Source organism: Pseudomonas sp. P5_B2 (genome assembly GCF_056400445.1).
Window position 1 is genome coordinate 30,260 of record NZ_JBFULH010000002.1, and the last position, 19,096, is coordinate 49,355.

Below are 19,096 nucleotides of genomic sequence, written 5' to 3' on the forward strand. Positions count from 1 at the left end.
ATGGATCATCGGATCGAGCGAACAATCATTCATCGTCAAAGCGGACTAGGGGTGGTCTCGCTCCCACAGGTTATGTGCCCTGTTTGATAGTCCATTGAGACGATGCTGGCGGCGGCCGTTGCGGCGATATTTCATCCATCGACAATCGACCCCACGGAGCAAGGGCCCATGAGTATTTTGCAGCGTTTCCAGATGCACGGCAGCGTCGCCATCGTCACCGGCAGCGGCCGGGGAATCGGTCGGGCGATCGCCTTGGCGTATGCCGAAGCCGGCGCCGATGTGGTGTGCTCGGCGCGGTCGCTGGACGAGGTTCAGGCAGTGGCCGAAGAAGTTCGCGGCCTGGGACGGCGCGCCCTGGCGTTCGCTTGCGACGTCAACGACGCCGAGCAACGCCACGCGCTGGTGCGTCAAAGCGTGGAGCAAATGGGTCGTATCACTCATCTGGTGAACAATGTCGGCGGTGGCGGTCCTAACGATCCGCTGGCGATGACGCCGGAGCAGTTCGCCCAGGTATTGACCTTCAACGTCGCCACCAGCTACGCCTTCTGCCAATTGTGTGTGCCGCTGATGCGTGAGGCAGGTGGCGGCAACATCATCAATATCAGCTCGGTGGCGGCACGCTATGCCCAGCGCCATTTCAGCGCCTACGGCACAGCCAAGGCCGCTCTCAGCCATCTGACCCGTTTGCTGGCCCAGGACTTTGCGCCGCAGATCCGGGTCAACGCCGTTTCCCCCGGCCCGACCCTGACCGAAGCGCTGAACGGCGTGATGCCGACCGCCATGCGCGAGGTCATGGAAGCCAACACCCCGCTCAAATGCCTGGGCACCCCGCAAGACATCGCTGCTGCCGCGCTGTACCTCGCCAGCCCGGCTTCGGCCTGGGTTACCGGCAAGATTATCGATGTCGACGGCGGCGCCGACTCGTCGGTCTGGCCCGGCTGAACGCCTCCTTTTGGCCCGTCCCTGATGACGTTCGGACGGGCTTTTTTTCCCCACCTATCTGGAGCCCTGCCATGGACGCTCATTTGATCAACACGCTCGGTGACGAACTGTTCAACGCCTTGCGCAGCCGTCAGACCCTGGCGCCCCTGACCCGGCGCTATCCACAGATCACCCTGGAACAGGCCTATCGGATTTCCCTGCGCTTCCTGCAACGCCGAGAAGCCCTTGGCGAGCAGGTGATTGGCAAGAAAATCGGGGTGACTAGCCGCGCAGTGCAGGAAATGCTGGACGTCCACCAACCGGACTTCGGTTTCCTCACCAATGCCATGCAGGTCGAGGATGGCTGCGATGTCAGCCTGGCCCGCTATAACCTGATCCAGCCACGGGCCGAAGGCGAAATCGCCTTTATCCTCGGTGAAGACTTACAAGGCCCGGGCATAAGCGCCGAGGACGTCCTGGCCGCCAGCCAATGGGTCGTGCCGTGCTTCGAGATCGTCGACTCGCGGATCGACGACTGGCAGATCCGTATCCAGGACACCGTGGCCGACAACGCTTCCTGTGGCGTGTTCGCCCTCGGCACCCAGCGTATCGACCCTCGCTCACTGGACCTGGCTGCCGTGCACATGCAACTGCTGAAAAACGGCCAGCCGGCAGGCTCGGGACTGGGCTCGGCGGTGCAAGGACATCCCTGCGCGGCCGTGGCCTGGCTGGCCAATACCCTGGGCGAACTGGGCATCCCGTTCCGCCGTGGCGAGATCATTCTCTCCGGTGCCTTGGCACCGCTGGTGCCAGTAGTCGCCGGTGACCAAGTCAGTCTGTCCATGAGTGGCCTGGGTGACGCCAGCCTGCGCTTTGTCCCTTGATCACCCTTCATTCCCCTCCCTTTCTCCCTCCCTGGAGCCAAAGACCATGAGCAAAAAGATCAAATGCGCGCTGATCGGGCCGGGCAACATCGGCACCGACCTATTGTACAAATTGATGCGCAGTGACGTGCTGGAACCGGTATGGATGGTGGGCATCGACGCCACCTCCGAAGGCCTTTCGCGTGCCCGCGAGCTGGGCCTGAAGACCACCGCCGACGGTGTCGACGGATTGCTGCCCCATGTCCTCGAAGACCAGATCCAGATCGCCTTCGACGCAACCTCGGCCTATGTGCACRCGCAGAACTCGCGCAAGCTCAATGCCCTGGGCGTGTTGATGATCGACCTGACCCCAGCGGCTATCGGCCCGTACTGCGTACCGCCGGTCAACCTCAAGGCTCAACTGGGCCTGGGCGTGATGAACGTCAACATGGTCACCTGCGGCGGCCAGGCCACCATTCCGCTGGTGGCGGCGGTATCCAGCGTGCAGCCGGTGGAATACGCCGAAATCATTGCCACTGCCGCCTCAAAATCAGTCGGCCCCGGCACCCGAAAAAACATCGACGAATTCACCCGCACCACCTCCAGCGCAGTGGAAAAGGTCGGCGGCGCGAAGAAAGGCAAGGCGATCATCATTATCAACCCCGCCGAACCACCGCTGATCATGCGCGACACCGTGCATTGCCTGACCGCCATCGAGCCCGACCAACCGGCAATCACCGCCGCCATCTTGGCAATGATCGAGCAAGTGCAGCGCTACGTGCCCGGCTACAAGTTGGTCAATGGCCCAGTGTTCGACGGCAATCGAGTGTCGATTTTCATGGAAGTCGAAGGCCTGGGCGACTACCTGCCCAAGTACGCCGGCAACCTCGACATCATGACCGCCGCAGCGGCACGCACCGCCGAGATGTTTGCCGAGGAAATCCTCAAGGGCGAACTGGTTCTGCAAGCCACCGCCCAAACCGCCCACGCATAAGGAGTCGATCATGGATCTTCGCGGCAAAAGCATTACCGTTCACGACATGTGCCTGCGCGATGGCATGCACCCCAAGCGTCACCAGATCAGCCTGCAACAGATGAAGGACATAGCCTGCGGCCTCGACGCGGCCGGCGTGCCGCTGATCGAAGTCACACACGGCGACGGCTTGGGCGGCAGCTCGGTGAACTACGGCTTCCCGGCCCACACCGACGAGGAGTATTTGTCAGCAGTGATCCCGCTGATGAAAAAAGCCAAGGTCTCAGCTCTGCTGCTGCCGGGCATCGGCACCGTCGATCATCTGAAAATGGCCTATGAGCTGGGGGTCAACACCATTCGGGTGGCCACTCATTGCACCGAGGCCGATGTCAGCGAACAGCACATCTCCCACGCCCGCGGCCTGGGCATGGATACCGTCGGTTTCCTGATGATGGCCCACATGAACAGCCCCGAAGGTCTGGTCAAGCAAGGTTTGCTGATGGAAAGCTACGGCGCCAACTGCATCTACCTGACCGACTCGGCGGGCTATCTGCTACCCCACGAGGTCAGCGCCCGTGTGGCGGCGATGCGCGCGGCCCTCAAGCCAGAGACCGAGATCGGTTTTCATGGCCACCACAATCTGTCGATGGGCGTGTCCAACTCCATCGCCGCGATTGCCGCCGGAGCAAACCGTATCGACGCCGCCTGCGCGGGCCTTGGTGCTGGAGCTGGGAACACACCAATGGAAGTGCTGGTGGCGGTGTGTGACCGCATGGGTATCGAGACGGGTGTCAGCGTGTTCGGCATTCAGGACGTGGCCGAAGACCTCGTCGTGCCAATCATGGACTTCCCGATCCGCAGCGACCGCGATGCCCTGACCATGGGCTATGCCGGGGTGTATGGCTCATTCCTGCTGTTCGCCAAACGGGCCGAGAAAAAATACGGCGTGTCGGCCCGGGAGATCCTCGTTGAAATGGGCCGTCGCGGCATGGTCGGTGGCCAGGAAGACATGATCGAAGACACCGCCATGACCCTCGCCCGTCAGCGTCGGCAGGCGTAAGACCACACTGCCCCTGTGGGAGCGAGCCTGCTCGCGATGGCGGTAGACCAGTCCACATTGTTGGCGACTGGATGCCCCCATCGCGAGCAGGCTCGCTCCCACTCCTGATTGGTATCAATGGAATAGGTTTTAACGCCAATCGGCGACGATGCCGTGCTCCAACGCAAACGGCTGCGCAGCGATGGTCCGGCGTTGAAACCCCGGCGCCTGTTCAGCAGTAGCCAGCCACAGCATCACCGCCGCTGGTACATGGGGTGGTGCGCTGCCGGCGCGCAGCGCGATCAGGCCTTTATCGCCGATGGTGGCCTTGAGGGCTTCGGTGGTGACTACGCCCGGATTGAGGGTATAAGCGCGCACCCCGGCCTCGCCCAGTTCTGTGCTCAGCACCCCGGACAGTCGCGACACCGCTGCCTTGCCCGCGCCATAGGCATAACCCCAGCCACCCTTCCCCGCCGCTACCGGTGGGTCGCTTTCGCCGGCGCCGGAGGTAACGTTGATCACCACCCCGCCGCCGCGCGTCACCATGTGTTCGGTCACCGCCCGGGTCAGCAGGAACGGGGTAAGGATGTAACCCTGAAACATCCGCTCCAGAGTCTGCACCTTCAGGTCCATGAACCCGGCGTTGAGGTCGCTGCCTTGGTAGATCGCGTTGTTGACTAGCACGTCGATGCGCCCGTACTCGGCCAGCACAGCCTGGCAGGCGTTCAGGGCCGAGTCGCTGTCGAGCAGGTCCATCGGCACGACGAGCACTCGGCAACCGAGCTCGCGCAACAAATGCGCCGTGCTGTTGAGGCTCCCGGCCAGCGGTGCCCCGGCAGCGTCGCGCAGGGAATGTTCATGTTGTTCGCCCTCGTTGAGGGTGCGGGCGCTGATCGCCAGGTCGAAACCGGCGCGGGCAAACGCCAGCGCCGCCTCGCGGCCAATACCCCGGCTGGCGCCGGTGATGAATGCCACTTTGTTCATGGGAGTTCCTTTTAGAAGCGCGAGGCGCGGACCATGGCGTCCATGCCGCCATCGACGAACAGCACGCTGCCATGGATAAACGAAGCCTGCGGCGATTGCAGGAACGCGACCACTGCGGCGATTTCCGCAGGTTGCCCGGAGCGGCCCAGTGGCGCAACGAATTCGCGGGTCGACTTGCCGAAGCGTGCATCGTCCAGCGAAGCCTGGTGCAACGGGGTTTCTACTGCCCCCGGCGCCACTACGTTCACCCGCATGCCTTGCTTGCCCCAGCTCACAGCCAGGCTGCGGACATGCTGGCTGATGGCATATTTGGAAGCCGCATAGGCGACGTGAGGCTGGCCGAGGGTGTTGGCCAATTGCAGTGCCTGGGCCTCATCACCGGCGATCATCGCTTCCGTCATCGACTGGCCCTCGGGGCCCGAATGAGTCGCCGCCACCGAGCCGATCACCAGCGCCGCCGGTTGTTGGCCCTTGGCCAACGCTCCTTGCAGGCCGTCGAGCAACTGGCTGACGCCGAAATAGTTGACCGCCAGGATCAGGCTACAGGTCGGTGCCGTCACGCCGACCCCAGCGCAGCAGATCAGCCCATCGAGGACCCCGCCGCTGAGTTCAAGCACTTGCGCAATGGCCGCCTCACGCCCCTGAGCAGTGGACAGGTCGGCGATCACTTCGGCGTTGCTGCGATCGATACCAATAACCTGATGTCCCGCGGCCCGCATGGCGGCGGAGACGGCGGCACCGATTCCCGAAGCACTCCCGGTGATGGCTGTAATAGGCATTGTGATTCTCCGTGATAGGTCCACCCAGTATCGACAGGATGATCACGGGATTGCATCGTCTGTGCGGACTATGCAGGGGCGAGCGGGCGGCGATCCGACTTGCCCGCGAACCGGACGCCGCGGTGTATCTGTGATACCGCGTTATCGTTCTTCGCCGGCAAGTATGGCTCCTACAGGTCAGGCCTGGCGATAGATCGGCACGGCCAGTCGCAGTGGCGGCACCTTGATTTTTTCGGCCACCTTCAACGCAAGTTGCGGCTTGCCCAAGGCCACCACGCTGTTGAGCATGATGCGCACCAGTTCGGTCTGGCGCCGCACACCGGTCTTCGAGAAAATCGAGCGCAAGTGAGCCCGCGCGGTGTTGCGCCGGATATTCAAAACCTCGGCAGCTTCCTCCAGGGATAAGCCGTTGGCCAGTTCCATGGCCAGGGCGGTTTCAGCCTTGGTCAGGTTGAACAGCTGCTTGGTCACCACTTCACTGGCCAGGGATTTGCTCGACGCATCGCGGATGTACACCAGCGCCGCCGGCTGGCCCTTCTCCTCGGCCCAGTCCAGGGACGGAATCGATTCGACCACCACGCCGAGGTTGACCAGGCCGGATGGCCGCGTCACCGACATGGCCTCGGCGCTTTTCGGCGCATCCGGGCAGAACGCGCCACGAATCAGGCGTTGCAGCTCACGGTTGTCGCTGGGATACGTCGCCTCCAGGCGTCCTCCCACCAGTTTCAGGCCATCGGAACGGGAAAGGATTTCCTGGGCCACCGGATTGATCTGCAACACGCTGCCGCTCTCGTCGAGCACCAGGGTCGCCACCGATAACCGGCTGATGGCCTGGGAGTACAACTCGCTCAGCGATTCGCTGCGGTCCCGCAGGTTATGCAGTTGCGAGGCACGTCGCAGGTGAGGCAGGAAACTGGCGCACACTGCCCGATCGTGGGCAGAGAAGTTGGGGGCCCGCTTGGGGCGGGTGATGCGAAAGCGCAGCTTGCCACCGTCCGGGGTAGAAATGTCCGCGCACATCACGTGATACACATCGTTGGGACCGCAGAAAGCCTTGAAGTAGGCGCTGTGTTCCCATTCCGTGGAGCTCATGATGTCATCGACCGTGAACACACTGTCCAGCGGCTGATTGGAGAAAGGCGAATTGGTCTGTGGGTAGGTCATGTAGCAGACATCACCGGCACCTTCGATGTCGCCGACGATGATCATCACGCCCGTATCGGGTTGTTCCGGCACCCGCAGGATCAGGGTGACGTAGTTGGCATCGTAGAGCTTGAGAAAGCTTCTGAGGGCGTGGGCCATGTGTTTCGGATCGAGGGCGCCTTCGTAGATTTCGCCCACCAACTGGTTGTAGCTTGTGAGGTCGAGGCCAAGGCTGGCCAGGGCTTCATGGGTCAAGACAGCATTTTGCATAGTCTTATCTCGCTCGGGTAAGGACTGCGCCCTTCCCTTGTTATTTTTATAATTTCGGCTGGGGGAACCTGGGCTCCCCCCCACTCGACTGCTACTTGCCAGCCAGTTTCTCTAGTGCCTGCGGACTCCACAATAGGCCCGACAGGTTTATTTTTCGCTACCGGGATCACGCGCCGCAGGGTTGTTTTTCAGGCGGAACTGCCCTTGTGCAGGCACCGGCTGGCGCACCCGACCGGCGACCAACGGTCGACCGCGATTGAACCAGGCTGCCAACGCCGGGAGGAGGAAAATCGCCCCCAGCACGTTGACCAGGAACATGAACGACAGCAACACCCCCATGTCAGCCTGGAACTTCAGCGGTGCGAACGACCAGGTGCAGACGCCAATGGACATGGTCACGGCTGTGAATACCGCGGCCGTACCGCGTTGGCACATGGCCTGGTAGAACGCCTCGCGCAGATTGGATCCGCGCAGCATTTCGTGCTGAATACGTTCGTACAGGTAAATGCCGTAGTCGACGCCCACCCCCACCCCGAGCGCCATCACCGGCAAGGTGGCGACCTTAAGGCCGATCCCGAGCATGGTCATCAGTGCGTTGCACAGAATCGCGACGATCGCCAGCGGCACCAGAATGCACAGCACCGCGCGGATCGACAAGAAGGTCAGCCAGCAAAACAATGCCACCGATCCGAATAGCGCCCCGAGCATGATCACTTCGGCGCGTTTGACCGCCTCGTTGGAGGCCGCCATCACCCCCACGTTGCCACCGGCCAGGAGGAATTCGACTTGCGGCGAGCTGACTTCGGCAATGATCCGCCCGGCTTCAGCGATTGCATGGCTGACGGTGCTGCCTTCGTGGTCGGCAAGGAACACCAGAATCTGCATCTGCTGGCAGCCGTCGGTGACCAGGCCGTCATCCGGCATATAGGCCCGTGCGCCCTGACTCAGGCCACGAGGTGATCCCGGAATCGCCGCCCATCGCGGATTGCCTTCGTTGTTGCCAGCGATCACCCGCTTGCCCATGTCCGCCACGCTCTGAATCGACTGCACACCCGAGACCGTGCGCATGCGGAAATCGAAGGCTTCCACCGCGCGCATCACCGCAGGTGACAGGCAACCTTCTTCGACACCCTTGACCTGGACGAACACCGACATCACATCCAGCCCGATGGAGTAGCTGCTGATGATCTTTGCGTTGTCCTGGTTGTAGCGCGAATCGGCCCGCAGCTCCGGCGCGCCCGCGCCGATATCACCCACGGCCAGGTCGCGAGCCTTGTAGGCCCCGACCGCCAGCAGCAACAGACTGACCACAAACACGCCGAGGGCGGGCCCCGGTTCAGCCAGCGCCGACAGACGCCACCACAAGCGGTGCTTGCCCGCCGGTTTGGATTGCGCCCGACGTAATAGCGCTGGTTCCAGGCGTAGGTAGGAAATGATCACCGGCAACATCAGTTTGTTGGTGATGATCATCAACATCACGCCGATGCAGGCCGTCACCCCCAGTTCRTGGACGATGGGAATATCGATCATCATGATCACCGCAAACCCCAGGGCATTCATCAGCAAGGCCAGGGAACCGGGGATGAAGATCTTGCAGAACGCCGAACGCGCCGCCTCCTTCGACGTGCTACCGGCCAGCACGTCTTGTTTCCAGGCGTTGGTCATCTGCACCGCATGGGATACGCCGATGGAGAAGATCAGGAAGGGCACCAGGATCGACATCGGATCGATGCCCAATCCCAGCAGCGGCAACAGGCCCAGCAACCAGACCACCGGCAGCAACGCGACAACCAGCGCCACCACCGTCAGGCGCAGCGAGCGCGAATACAGCCACAGCAGCAACCCGGTGATCACGAAAGCCACAACAAAAAAGCCGATCACCGTGTTCAACCCTTCGACCACATCACCCACCAGTTTGGCGAAGCCAACGATGTTGATGTCGATATCGGGACTGTTGTACTTGGCGCGAATGTCTTCGAGGCGCTTGGCGATGTCGACATAGGACACGGGCTGGCCGGTCTTTGGGTCGATGTCCTGCAGGTCGGCGCGGACCATGGCCGATTTGAGGTCATTGGCCACCAGGCGACCGACCTGCCCGGAGGCTGCCGTGTTACTGCGCACCTGCGCCAAATCCTCGGAGGTGCCGCTAAAGCGCGGCGGCACCACCACATCGCCAAAGAAACCTTCCTCGGTAATTTCGATGTAGCGCACGTTGGCGGTAAACAGCGACGTCACACTGGGGCGACTGACTCCAGAGATGAAAAACACGTCGTCGGTGACTTTACGCAGGGTCTCAAGGTACTCGGCGTTATAGATATCACCCTCGCCTTTCCAGCGTACGCTGACCAGGAAGCGGTTGGCGCCGGTGAAGTAGCGGCTGAACTTGAGAAAATTGATCATGTATTCATGACGCACGGGGATCTGTTTGTTGAACCCCGGATCCAGTTGCGTGTGGGTGGCGCTGTAACCCAGGCCCAGCGTCACCAGAACAAAAAGCAACAGCAGTCCCTTGCGCCAGGCCATCAAGTGGTCCGCACACGTTTCGACGCAGCGCGTCACCCAGTGTTTACCTTGATTCATTGCCTGCCTCTCATTTACTGGGTGGCCTGTGTGGCCATTAAGGCAGCGACGCTGCCAGCTGAACCCTGCAATACCCCGCGCTCCCCACCCACCAGCAGACGCGGGCCGACCATCGTCGCCGAGGTCAACGTACCGAGACCGGCCAGGCGACCGACGCCGACCAACACGCCCTGTGCATCCAGACGCACCACCGAGCTGCCTGCACCGACGATCACCAGTCCCGAGTGATCGGGCAGCAATACATGGCCATACAAAGGCAGTTGGTTACCTACGTTGATCCGGGTCCAGCTGTCGCCGAAGTCATGGCTGACGAAAACATTGCCGCGCATGCCGTAGGTCACCCAGTTATTCGCGCTCAGGCGAACGATGCCGAACAGCGAGCCGCTGTAAAACGCAGGCAAGGTTTGCCAGTGCTGGCCGTCGTCGGCCGTACGCATTACCAGGCCCTGCTCGCCCGCCAGCATGCGGCGGCCATCGTTGCCGCCAGCCATGCTGTTCAAGTGTGCGTTGTCGATGTCCAGGGACTGCGCAGTCCAGGTCTGCCCGGCATCAACGGATTGATAGAACTTACCGAAGCTGCCGAAAGCCAAGACGCTGTCGCCACCACCGGCCCAGATGCCCAGCAGCGGTTCGCCCAGATCGCTGTCGTGGCGCATTTCCTGCCAACTGCTGCCTGAATCCACGGAGCGCAGAATCCAGCCGTCATGCCCGACCGCCAGCAAACGCTTGTCGTCCAACGCCACCACTGCGGTCAGGGTGGCATCGCGTTGAGTGGCGACTGCGGCTGGCTGCCAGCTGACGCCCTGATCGTCACTGAGCAGGATGCTGCCCCGTTCGCCCACGGCTATCACCCGTGAGCCAAGATTGAACAGGCCGTTGATCTGCACCCGATCCGGACGCGTGGCCAACAGTTCCACTTGCGGAGGGGACTTTGGGGAAAAGGTGTAGCCAATGGTCAGGGCGACCACCAGGCAAACCGCGTAGCCGATCACCGAGCGCATGAGTAGCGCTCCTGTTCGGGGTACACGTGCTTAGGGCAAGTCATAGGGCCGATCCTCTTGTTTTTGTCACGCGCCAAGGCATGCGAGGCAAACGAGATGGGCGTTGCCTCTGAGGGAATAGTCGGCGCAAGGAATGGGTGACACATCGTCCAAATGGCTTATGCATTGGCACAAATGGCGTGGGGCGGGAATGGTGGGTATTTATGTGCAAACCGAACTGATTGCCTTGGCATCCTGTAGGAGCTGCGATGCGGCGATCCGACTTGCCAGCGATAGCGTCAGGTCAGGCAACCAATTCGTCGACTGCATGGACGTCATCGCCGGCAAGCCGGCTCCTACAGGGGATCTTCGGCGGGTGGAGGCCGCCCTGCGGTCAGGCCATGTACAGGATCACCAAGTCGTTGATCACCGACGGCCGATCCTGGCCCACCACATGAATGTTGAGTTCCAGGGTCAGCTGGGTGCCACGGGACAGGATTTCGACTTTTTTCACCCGGGCCCGCGAATGGATACGCGAGCCAGCCGGTACCGGCGCCGGGAAGCGCAGGCGATCAGAGCCGTAGTTGATCTGGGTGCTGAAACCGCAGATCTCGTAGCCCAGCGCCAGTTTCATCCGCGACTGCAGCACTTGCACCAGCGCACCATGGGCAATGGTGCCGCCAAACGGACTTTGCAGGCGCGCCCGCTCCGGATCGGTATGGATCCAGTAATCGTCGCCTGACAACTCGGCAAAGGTATCGATCAGTGCCTGGTCGACCACCACCACGTTGCTCCAGTCGCTGAACTGCTCGCTGACCAGAGTCTGCAAGGCCGGACCATCGTTGAGGTCGATCTGACGGGCGGGCGGATGCTCGGACGCGGCAGACGCCGGTTCACTGTCCTGCGCGGGAAGCGACTCAAGGCCCGCAGCATCTTTGTCCACCCCGGTGAAGCGCAGCAGGCGGTTGCCCTTGGCGTCGACTTCGGCGAACACCGGCTGCAAGGACATGCCGATCTGGATCTCGTCCTCGTCAAGGCCTACCAGGTTAGTGTTGATTCGCACCCCTTGGGCCAACTCGACCACCGCCAGTTTCTGCGGCATCTCATCCATGAAGTCGGGCAAGGTCGCGATGCGCGTCACGGTGAAGCTGTACAGCGTCGCGGCGCCATCGACTTCGCGCCAGGCCAGGTCGTGTTCCAGGCACACCGGGCAATGCCGGCGCGGGTAGAAGTTCCAGTGCGCACAGGCGTTGCATTGCTGGATCAACAGGCGGCGAGCCTTCAGGCCCTCCCAGAAGGGCGCGGAAATCTGCGTCGCGACCGGCATCGGTTTGTTGTTGGACATGTGCTTATGCTCCCTGAAGTATCAATGCGCCCTGCTCACTCATCACGCCGCCGGTGCCGGAGACGTAGACGCTGTCGCAGCGGCCCAGTTGGCGTTCACCGGCGGTGCCGGCGATTTGCGTCACCGCTTCGATCACCTGGCTCATGCCACCGGCCGAGGCCGACTGGCCAAAGCTCAGTTGCCCGCCATGGGTGTTCATCGGGAAATCGCCACGCCAGGTCAGGTCGTGTTCACGCACGAACGCCATGCCCTCGCCCTTGCCGCAGAAACCGGCATCCTCCAGGGTCAACAAGGTGGTGATGGTGTAACAGTCGTAGATCTGCGCGGCATCGACGTCTTTGGGCTTGAGTCCGGCCATGGCAAAGGCCCGCTGGGAAGCCGGACCGATCGGCGTGTGCAGCATGTCCTCGGCATAGGACGGCGACTTGAATGCCAGGTGTTCGCCAAACCCGGTAATGAACGCTGGACGCTTGCGGGACCGCGCCGCCACTTCCTTGTTGGTGATGATCAATGCGGCGCCACCGGCCACCGGCATGACGATTTCCAGGACGTGCAACGGATCGGCGACCATCTTGCTGGCCAGCACCTGCTCGATGGTCAACGGCTGGCCATAGAACATCGCTTGCGGGTTCGCCAGGGCGTTGGTGCGCTGGTCGACGGCGATCTTGGCCATCGCTCGCTGGTCATAGTCGTACTGTGCGGCATAACGCTGGGCGATCATGGCGTAGCCGGTGTTCTGGCCCATGTGCCCGTAAGGCAGGTCGAACTCGGCTTCGGGCGCGCCAAATGCCGTGCTGTGCCCGCCAAAACGCATGGACCGGGCCATCCAGCCAGGATCCTCGTCGGGGCCCAACGGCGCCATGCGCGCGGGGATGACACAGAGTACCGCCTGGCATAACCCCAGTTCGATCGCGGCGGCGGCGCGCCAAACCATACCCACCGACGTACAGCCGCCCAGGTCCACCACTTCGGCAAAGTTCAACCGCAGGCCCAGGTACTCGGCGGCCATCGCCGGTACGAACACCGAAGCTTCATGAAAATGCGGACCGTTGATCACCAACCCGTCGAGGTCCGAGGCCTTGAGCCCGGCATCGCGCAGCGCCTGGGCCGCCAGGTCGGCGACTTGCTCCAGGTGAAACATCTTGGGTGCGGTCGAATACTTCTCCGGTTTGTATTGTGCGCTGCCAACAATGGCCGCATGCCCTTTGAGTCCCATAGTGCCTCCATGCCGAAGCGTTACGCTGCGGCCATTTCCAGGTTTTGATGAAGGTTCGGGCGCAGCAAGGCGACCCGGACCTTGAGTGGTCGATTAGAAGGTGTATTTCATCGAGAACGTGGCGTAGTCGCGGTCGGCGAATGGACGATCGATCGGGTCGGCTTCACCCAGATAGCCAACATAGGTCAGGCCCATTTCCAGGTTGCCCAAATATTTGAACGTGGTACCCACGCTCAGGCGTCGGTCGCCGTGTATCCCGGAGATGCTCCCGGACATCGGTGTCGAGCCGCTGAACACGTTGGAGAAGCGCACCGGCACTTCCAGATCCCAGCCTTGGAAAACTCCCGGATAACTGAACGATGCCCCCAAGGTGTAGGCGCTGGAAGACTTGGTGCGCACGCCAGCGGCGGTGCTGTAGGTGTAGTCATCGGAAGGCGCCACTAGTGCTGCCACCGAGGGCAGCAGATTTAGACCTTGCAGGTTGGGTGCCGCCGAAGTGGATTCGACGCTATCGACCTGCACGCGGATGATTTCGGCAGTCAGGCTGGTCTGGCTGGCCCAGGGACGGTCCCCCAGGATACGGATGGCTGACAACTGCATTTGCTGACCCTTGCCCTTGGCCGGCACCGCGCCAAGGCCGGTATTGACCATCACTGGCGCACCGTCGCGGTACGACCACTCGGCGCCGACCTGGGTATCGCCGATCTTGGTTGAGGCACTGATGCCGGTCAGTTTGATGTCCTCGAAATACTTGATCCGATAACCATTGATGGCCATGGCCAACCTGCCGTTGCCGACCGGAAACGGGTCGTAGCCGACCAGTGCGGTGGCGGGGTTTTTGTCGTGGTAGTTGACGTGAAACAGCGCCAGCTCGACCGCCGGTACCGGGCGATAGCGCATTTGCACACCCCACTGGCCGCCATCACTCGGTTCATCGGTACCGAGGTATTTGACCTTCTGGCCGTTGGCGTAGATAAACTCGCGCCCCGGCCCCACTACGTCGGTGCCCGACAGGTAGCTGCCTACCGGCGGCAGTTCAGTGCCCTTCCATTCGTACTGCACGTACGCACCAAAGGTCAGGCTGGGGTTCAGACGGAACGAGCCGGAGAACTGGCCCACCGGCAACAGTATTTCTTTGACTTCAACACCCGGCTGCGAGGCTTTTACCGCATCGGAAGGGTTTTGAACGCCGTTCACACCTGGGTAATACAAACTCTCGCCCCAGGACTCGATGTGTCGCCCGGCCTTGACGTCAAGCATGGTGTCGTTGTCAAAGCGCCAGCCGCTGAACACATAGGTATCCAGCATTTTGCTACGACCGCCGCTGTAGTAACGGGTATCGCTGGTGAACTCGTCGTTGCTGCCGTTTTTGTTCACTGTTGCGGGTGAATCGTTATCGTTCTTTCGGTGGTAGACGTCGTCGTAGAAGGTACTGCCGCGCACCACGGCGCCGTAGTTGTCCTTGCGCAGGATCAATTCGCCCAGCGCGCCGACACGGTTGGTGGTCAGGCTGCCACTATCGAAGTTACGGTTGGCATCATCGGCGTTGATCGTCAGCAAGCGATCGCTCGAACCGCCAGTGCGCACACCGATGCCGTAGCTGGTAGTCACCGACCAGTCGACGGTCGCGCCGTTGTCGAACTCGATCGTGTCACCGGCCCAAACGGGTGTGGCCACCAGCGCAATGGCTGCCGCCAGGCTGCTGACCTGAAATGCGCGCGAACCGATGACCGTAGAGTTATTGTTGTTTTTGTTGATCACACTGACTCTCCTCAATGACAACCGACTGGCTGCCTGGAATGTTCAACTCTGCTGCCGTGCCGCCCGCTCAAAACACCTTGAGCGAGGTAACAGCGCACGCTCCCCTTACAGCACGCCGGTAGCGATATCGCCCCCGGTCCTCTTCCCGCTCCAGCGACCCTTCGGCCACCAGGTAGTTGGCATGGGCCAACGTTTCGCCAAGCGCCATCAGTTCGTCGAAGCGACCTGACAGCTTGGGAAACAACAGGGCCATCAGTTCGAGCACGGTGCGCGGCTCGTCACAGTTGGCCAGCATCAAGGCCAGATGCCCGCGGTGATGGGCCTCCAGCTGATCCAGGCGCTGATGCAAATTGAAGAACGGCCGCTCGTGCGCCGGCAGCACCAGCACGCTGTCGGGCAAAGTGCGCAAGTGCTCGATGGAGTCGAGCCAGTCGCGCAGCGGGTTGGCCAACGGCTCCGTCGCATGCACACCGACGGTGGAGGTGATGCGCGGCAGCACTTGGTCGCCAGAAATCAGCAAGCCGTCATCAGCGGCATACAGACAGGCATGTTCCGGCGAGTGACCGCGCCCGATGACCACTTGCCAGGTGCGCCCACCAATGTGCAGCTGGCTGCCCTCATGCAAGCGGCGGTAATGGTTCAATGGCGCAGGCAGGAAATGCGCGTTGCTCATCACCGCAAACATCTCGGCACTCTGGTCGTCGCTGACGCCGGCCTTGCGGTAGAAATCGAGAAAGTCCCAGCCCGGCGACTGATCGCCGGGAAACCTGACGTGCAACGACTGGAACTCGCTGGCGGTCATGTACACCGGGCAGTGAAAACGCTCCGAAAGCCACGCGGCCACACCGGCATGGTCAGAGTGAAAATGGGTGCAGACCACCGCCAGCAGCGGCAGCCCGGCACATACCTCACTCAGCACCCGGTCCCAGACCTCGCGGGTCTGTTCGGTATTCATGCCAGTGTCCACCACCACCCAGCCATCGGTGTGGCGCAGCAGATAGAGGTTGATGTGGTCCAGGCGAAACGGCAGCGGCATGCGCAGCCACCACACGCCCGGTGCCACTTCAAGCACCTGCCCGGAATCAGGCGGCTGCGGCCAGGGGTAACGCAGGCCGCTGCGCAGTTCGTGGCCGTTGGCATCCAGATCAGTCATGGTGGGTCACCGCGAAGGGCGAGAGGCCGACCCGAGTCAGGGCCTCTACCGAATAGGGCACATAGGTGCGGGCATGTTCATCGCGGATGAACAACGGATCGCTGCAACGAGCCGGGCAATAGCCCTGACGCTGCAGATCGACCTTGCGCAGCTTGTAGCTGGCGGTCAGGTCTGCTGACTGAGTGACACGCACGAAAACGGGGGCGGCATAGCGCGGAAGACGGGCCTCGGCCAAGGCGTACAAGGAAGCTGGATCGAACTCGCAACCCGCCTGCATCAACACGGCAGCCATGCCGGCGCGTCCTTCATGACCCTGCACCTGGACGCCATAAATGTTGATCAGCTCCAGCCCCGCCAGATCGCCCAAGGCGTCGGCCACTTCCAGGGTCGAAACGTTCTCGCTCTTCCAGCGATAGGTATCGCCGATGCGGTCGACGAAGTAGCAGTAACCGTCGGAGTCCTCGCGCAGCAAGTCGCCGGAACTCCACCAGGCATCGCCCTCGCGCAGGACGTTGCGGCGAATCTTGCTCTCGGTCGCCTCTCTTGAGGTGTAACCCTCGAAGCGCCCGCCACCAATCTCAGGGTGATCGACGATAAAGCCCATGGCCTCGCCAACCTCGCCCACTTTGCAGACTTGATAGAAACCGTTTTCGTCCCGTGGATGGCAGTCGTTTTCGATGTCGTAACGCACCAGCCGCAGGTTGGTTTTATTCCAGTCCGGCACCCGTCCGCAGGAACCGAAATAGTTGTCGACGTTGATCACTGCAGCATTGGCTTCGGTAGCCCCCCAGCCCTCGAACACCTGGATCGGACCGAAGCGCTCCAGCCAGCGCTGCCAGGAGTCCGGCGACAGCCCGGCGCCAAGCATGCAGCGCAGGCTGTGCTCGCGCTCGCCCACTTGCAGCGGCTGATTGAGCAGGTAGCGGCAGATCTCACCGATGTACTGGAAGATGCTGATCCGATGACGAGCGACGTCCTTCCAGAACTCGCGCACGCTGAATTTGCGGCGCACCACAATGGCCGCACCGGCCCGCAACGCGGTAGAGGTCACCGACGTGGCTGCGGCGCCGTGGTACAGCGGCAGGCAGCAATAGAACACGTCCTCGCGGGTAGCTTGCAGGGTGACTTCCATCACATCGCCCGAGGACATCCAGCGCATGTGGCTGTAGCGCGCCGCCTTGGGCAAGCCGGTGGTGCCCGAGGTAAAGATCAGCAGGGTTGGGGCTTGCGCTTCGATGTGCGCGCGGATATCGCGGGGAAACGGCGTGCGCGGGGCTTTCTCCAGGCGCGCAGCAAAATGACCGTCGATACCCTTGGGCAACGGGCCGCTCCACGGATTTTCCGTGTCGCGTATCAGCCAGCACGGCAGGTCCGGAAAACCTTCGGTGGCCTGCACATTGGCCAGGCATTCTTCGCCGACCACCAACGCCTTCGCGTCGGTGGTTTGCAACGCATGCAGCAGTGGGCGGCCGTTGACCTGAGTATTGATGAAGGCCACCACCACCCCGAGCTTGACCAGGCCGAACCAAGTGCAGAAGAACGCCGGGCGGTTTTCCATGGCCAGGGCGCAGACATCGCCGGCGCGCAGGCCATTGGCATAAAACGTGTGAGCCATCTGATTGGCCCGTGCATCGACCTCAAAGTAGCTCAGGGTCTGCTCGCCATAGATCAGAAACGTGCGCTCGCCCTGCTCCGCCACCCTTTGCTCCAGGCGGTCAGCCAAGGTATAGAGGTCTTTCGGCTTTATCTGCCCGGCAGCAATCGAACGCTGATCGAGCAGCGCCTGGGTCTGTTCCCGTGGTACCGGGCTGGTCGGCAGGACGTGAGGCAAGTCGTTCAGGTTCATTGCGCCACCTCCTCGGCGATTGTTTGATAGGCGGGGTAATCCGAGTAGCCAGCCGAGCCCGGCGTATAAAGTGTCTTGCGATCAAAGCGATTGAGCGGCAAGCCACGCTTCAAGCGCTCCACCAGATCGGGGTTGGCAATAAAGTGACGGCCAAACGACACGGCAGCCCCCTCGCCCGACGCGAGAGCGGCACTGGCCGAAGGACCGTCGAAACCATCGTTGAGAATCAAGGCATGAGGGCTGTGCCGACGCGCCAGGGCGAAGGCATCGAGGTCTGCCAATGGCGAGCGCATGATGTGCAGGTAGGCCAGGCCCAACGGTGCTACGGCATCACATAAGGCGGCTGCCGTGGCGGCCGGATCGTGGTCGTCGATGTCGTTGTAGGGGTTACCGGGGCACAGGCGAAAGCCGACGCGTCCGGCACCAATGGCACTGGCCATCGCCTCGATCACTTCCTTGGCAAAACGCACACGCCTCGTGACATCACCGCCGTAGGCATCGCTGCGCTGATTGCTGCCAGAGGCCATGAATTGCATCGGAAGATAGCCGCTGGTGCAGTGCAGTTCGACACCGTCGAAGCCAGCCTGGCGCGCATTCAATGCGGCCTGACGATAGTCTTCGATGACATTGCCGATACCTTGCAGGGTCAGGACCTGTGGCTCGTCAGTGTCCACGAGGCCGGCAGCGTCGCTGAACACTTGAGTGCGCGCACGCAATGCCGATGGAGCTACCGTGGCCGCCCCCGCCGGCTTGTTGTGTTGGCTGGCGGCGCGACCGACATGCATCAGCTGCAGGACAATGCGTCCACCCTCGGCATGCACCGCCTCGGTGACCCGTTGCCATCCGACCATCTGCTCGTCGCTGTAGATCGCCGGGGTGCGACAGTAGCCCAGGCCGCTGGCGGACGGCGCGGTGCCCTCGGCCACGATCAACCCGGCACTGGCACGCTGACGGTAGTACTCGACCATCTCGCTACCGGGTACTGCATCGGCAAGGGCGCGGCTGCGAGTCATGGGGGCCATGACAATGCGGTTGGCCAATTGAAGCTCGCCCAGGGCGACCGGCTCGAACAAGACGCTCATTTCAATTCCTCAGCTTCTTATTGTTTCAGGCTGTCGCCGGGCTCGCCACAGTGTGGGCAAGCGCTGACATGGCAGCGGATATGGGCCGAATGATTGATCGTGAGCGCAAGCGAAACATCGTCCGACAAGACTAGGTCGGCTATCGTGTGTTTCGGCTTGTA

General features: G+C 62.0%; 15 protein-coding genes. 4 read left to right on the forward strand and 11 right to left on the reverse strand.

Annotation, left to right across the window (positions count from 1 at the left end; translation table 11 throughout):
• The first annotated feature begins 168 nt into the window (after window positions 1–168).
• The 4 genes from AC1DRJ_RS00610 (at window position 169) to dmpG (ending at window position 3,817) form a co-directional block, all read left to right on the forward strand.
• Window positions 169–942 (forward strand): glucose 1-dehydrogenase, encoded by a 774-nt coding sequence (locus tag AC1DRJ_RS00610; RefSeq protein WP_477800327.1) that lies wholly within the window; start codon window positions 169–171, stop codon window positions 940–942.
• Window positions 943–1,013: 71 nt separating this feature from the next.
• The gene (locus AC1DRJ_RS00615) at window positions 1,014–1,805 is read left to right on the forward strand and encodes a fumarylacetoacetate hydrolase family protein (RefSeq protein ID WP_477800328.1); all 792 of its coding nucleotides are present in this window, start codon (window positions 1,014–1,016) and stop codon (window positions 1,803–1,805) included.
• A gap of 46 nt (window positions 1,806–1,851) precedes the next feature.
• The gene (locus AC1DRJ_RS00620) at window positions 1,852–2,778 is read left to right on the forward strand and encodes an acetaldehyde dehydrogenase (acetylating) (protein ID WP_477800329.1); all 927 of its coding nucleotides are present in this window, start codon (window positions 1,852–1,854) and stop codon (window positions 2,776–2,778) included.
• 10 nt (window positions 2,779–2,788) lie between these two features.
• Window positions 2,789–3,817, forward strand: a complete 1,029-nt coding sequence (gene dmpG / locus AC1DRJ_RS00625) for a 4-hydroxy-2-oxovalerate aldolase (protein ID WP_477800330.1) — start codon at window positions 2,789–2,791, stop codon at window positions 3,815–3,817.
• A 129-nt stretch (window positions 3,818–3,946) separates the two neighbouring features.
• Here the strand turns inward: dmpG and AC1DRJ_RS00630 are convergent, their stop codons facing one another.
• The 11 genes from AC1DRJ_RS00630 to AC1DRJ_RS00680 all read right to left on the reverse strand — a co-directional run bounded on the left by AC1DRJ_RS00630 (window position 3,947) and on the right by AC1DRJ_RS00680 (window position 18,935).
• On the reverse strand, window positions 3,947–4,780 hold the full coding sequence (locus AC1DRJ_RS00630; protein WP_477800331.1) for an SDR family NAD(P)-dependent oxidoreductase: 834 nt from the start codon (window positions 4,778–4,780) through the stop codon (window positions 3,947–3,949).
• 11 nt (window positions 4,781–4,791) lie between these two features.
• Window positions 4,792–5,559 carry an SDR family oxidoreductase gene (locus tag AC1DRJ_RS00635; RefSeq protein WP_477800332.1) on the reverse strand — a complete coding sequence of 256 codons (768 nt, stop codon included), beginning with the start codon at window positions 5,557–5,559 and terminating at the stop codon, window positions 4,792–4,794.
• Window positions 5,560–5,736: 177 nt separating this feature from the next.
• Window positions 5,737–6,972 carry a LuxR C-terminal-related transcriptional regulator gene (locus tag AC1DRJ_RS00640; protein ID WP_477800333.1) on the reverse strand — a complete coding sequence of 412 codons (1,236 nt, stop codon included), beginning with the start codon at window positions 6,970–6,972 and terminating at the stop codon, window positions 5,737–5,739.
• Between the two features lie 147 nt (window positions 6,973–7,119).
• Entirely contained in the window at window positions 7,120–9,552 is a 2,433-nt protein-coding gene (locus AC1DRJ_RS00645; RefSeq protein WP_477800334.1) for an efflux RND transporter permease subunit, read from the reverse strand.
• Between the two features lie 14 nt (window positions 9,553–9,566).
• The gene (locus tag AC1DRJ_RS00650; RefSeq protein WP_477800335.1) at window positions 9,567–10,553 is read right to left on the reverse strand and encodes a WD40/YVTN/BNR-like repeat-containing protein; all 987 of its coding nucleotides are present in this window, start codon (window positions 10,551–10,553) and stop codon (window positions 9,567–9,569) included.
• A gap of 373 nt (window positions 10,554–10,926) precedes the next feature.
• Window positions 10,927–11,877 carry a bifunctional OB-fold nucleic acid binding domain-containing protein/MaoC family dehydratase gene (locus AC1DRJ_RS00655; RefSeq protein WP_477800336.1) on the reverse strand — a complete coding sequence of 317 codons (951 nt, stop codon included), beginning with the start codon at window positions 11,875–11,877 and terminating at the stop codon, window positions 10,927–10,929.
• A gap of 4 nt (window positions 11,878–11,881) precedes the next feature.
• Complete coding sequence (locus AC1DRJ_RS00660; protein ID WP_477800337.1) at window positions 11,882–13,093, reverse strand: thiolase family protein; 1,212 nt, start codon at window positions 13,091–13,093, stop codon at window positions 11,882–11,884.
• Between the two features lie 93 nt (window positions 13,094–13,186).
• Window positions 13,187–14,854 carry a DUF1302 domain-containing protein gene (locus AC1DRJ_RS00665; RefSeq protein ID WP_477800338.1) on the reverse strand — a complete coding sequence of 556 codons (1,668 nt, stop codon included), beginning with the start codon at window positions 14,852–14,854 and terminating at the stop codon, window positions 13,187–13,189.
• 67 nt (window positions 14,855–14,921) lie between these two features.
• Entirely contained in the window at window positions 14,922–16,007 is a 1,086-nt protein-coding gene (locus AC1DRJ_RS00670; RefSeq protein ID WP_477800339.1) for an MBL fold metallo-hydrolase, read from the reverse strand.
• Complete coding sequence (locus AC1DRJ_RS00675) at window positions 16,000–17,853, reverse strand: long-chain-acyl-CoA synthetase (RefSeq protein WP_477800340.1); 1,854 nt, start codon at window positions 17,851–17,853, stop codon at window positions 16,000–16,002. The genes AC1DRJ_RS00670 and AC1DRJ_RS00675 overlap by 8 nt, the downstream gene beginning before the upstream one ends.
• The gene (locus AC1DRJ_RS00680; RefSeq protein ID WP_477800341.1) at window positions 17,850–18,935 is read right to left on the reverse strand and encodes an alkene reductase; all 1,086 of its coding nucleotides are present in this window, start codon (window positions 18,933–18,935) and stop codon (window positions 17,850–17,852) included. The genes AC1DRJ_RS00675 and AC1DRJ_RS00680 overlap by 4 nt, the downstream gene beginning before the upstream one ends.
• Window positions 18,936–19,096 lie beyond the last annotated feature (161 nt).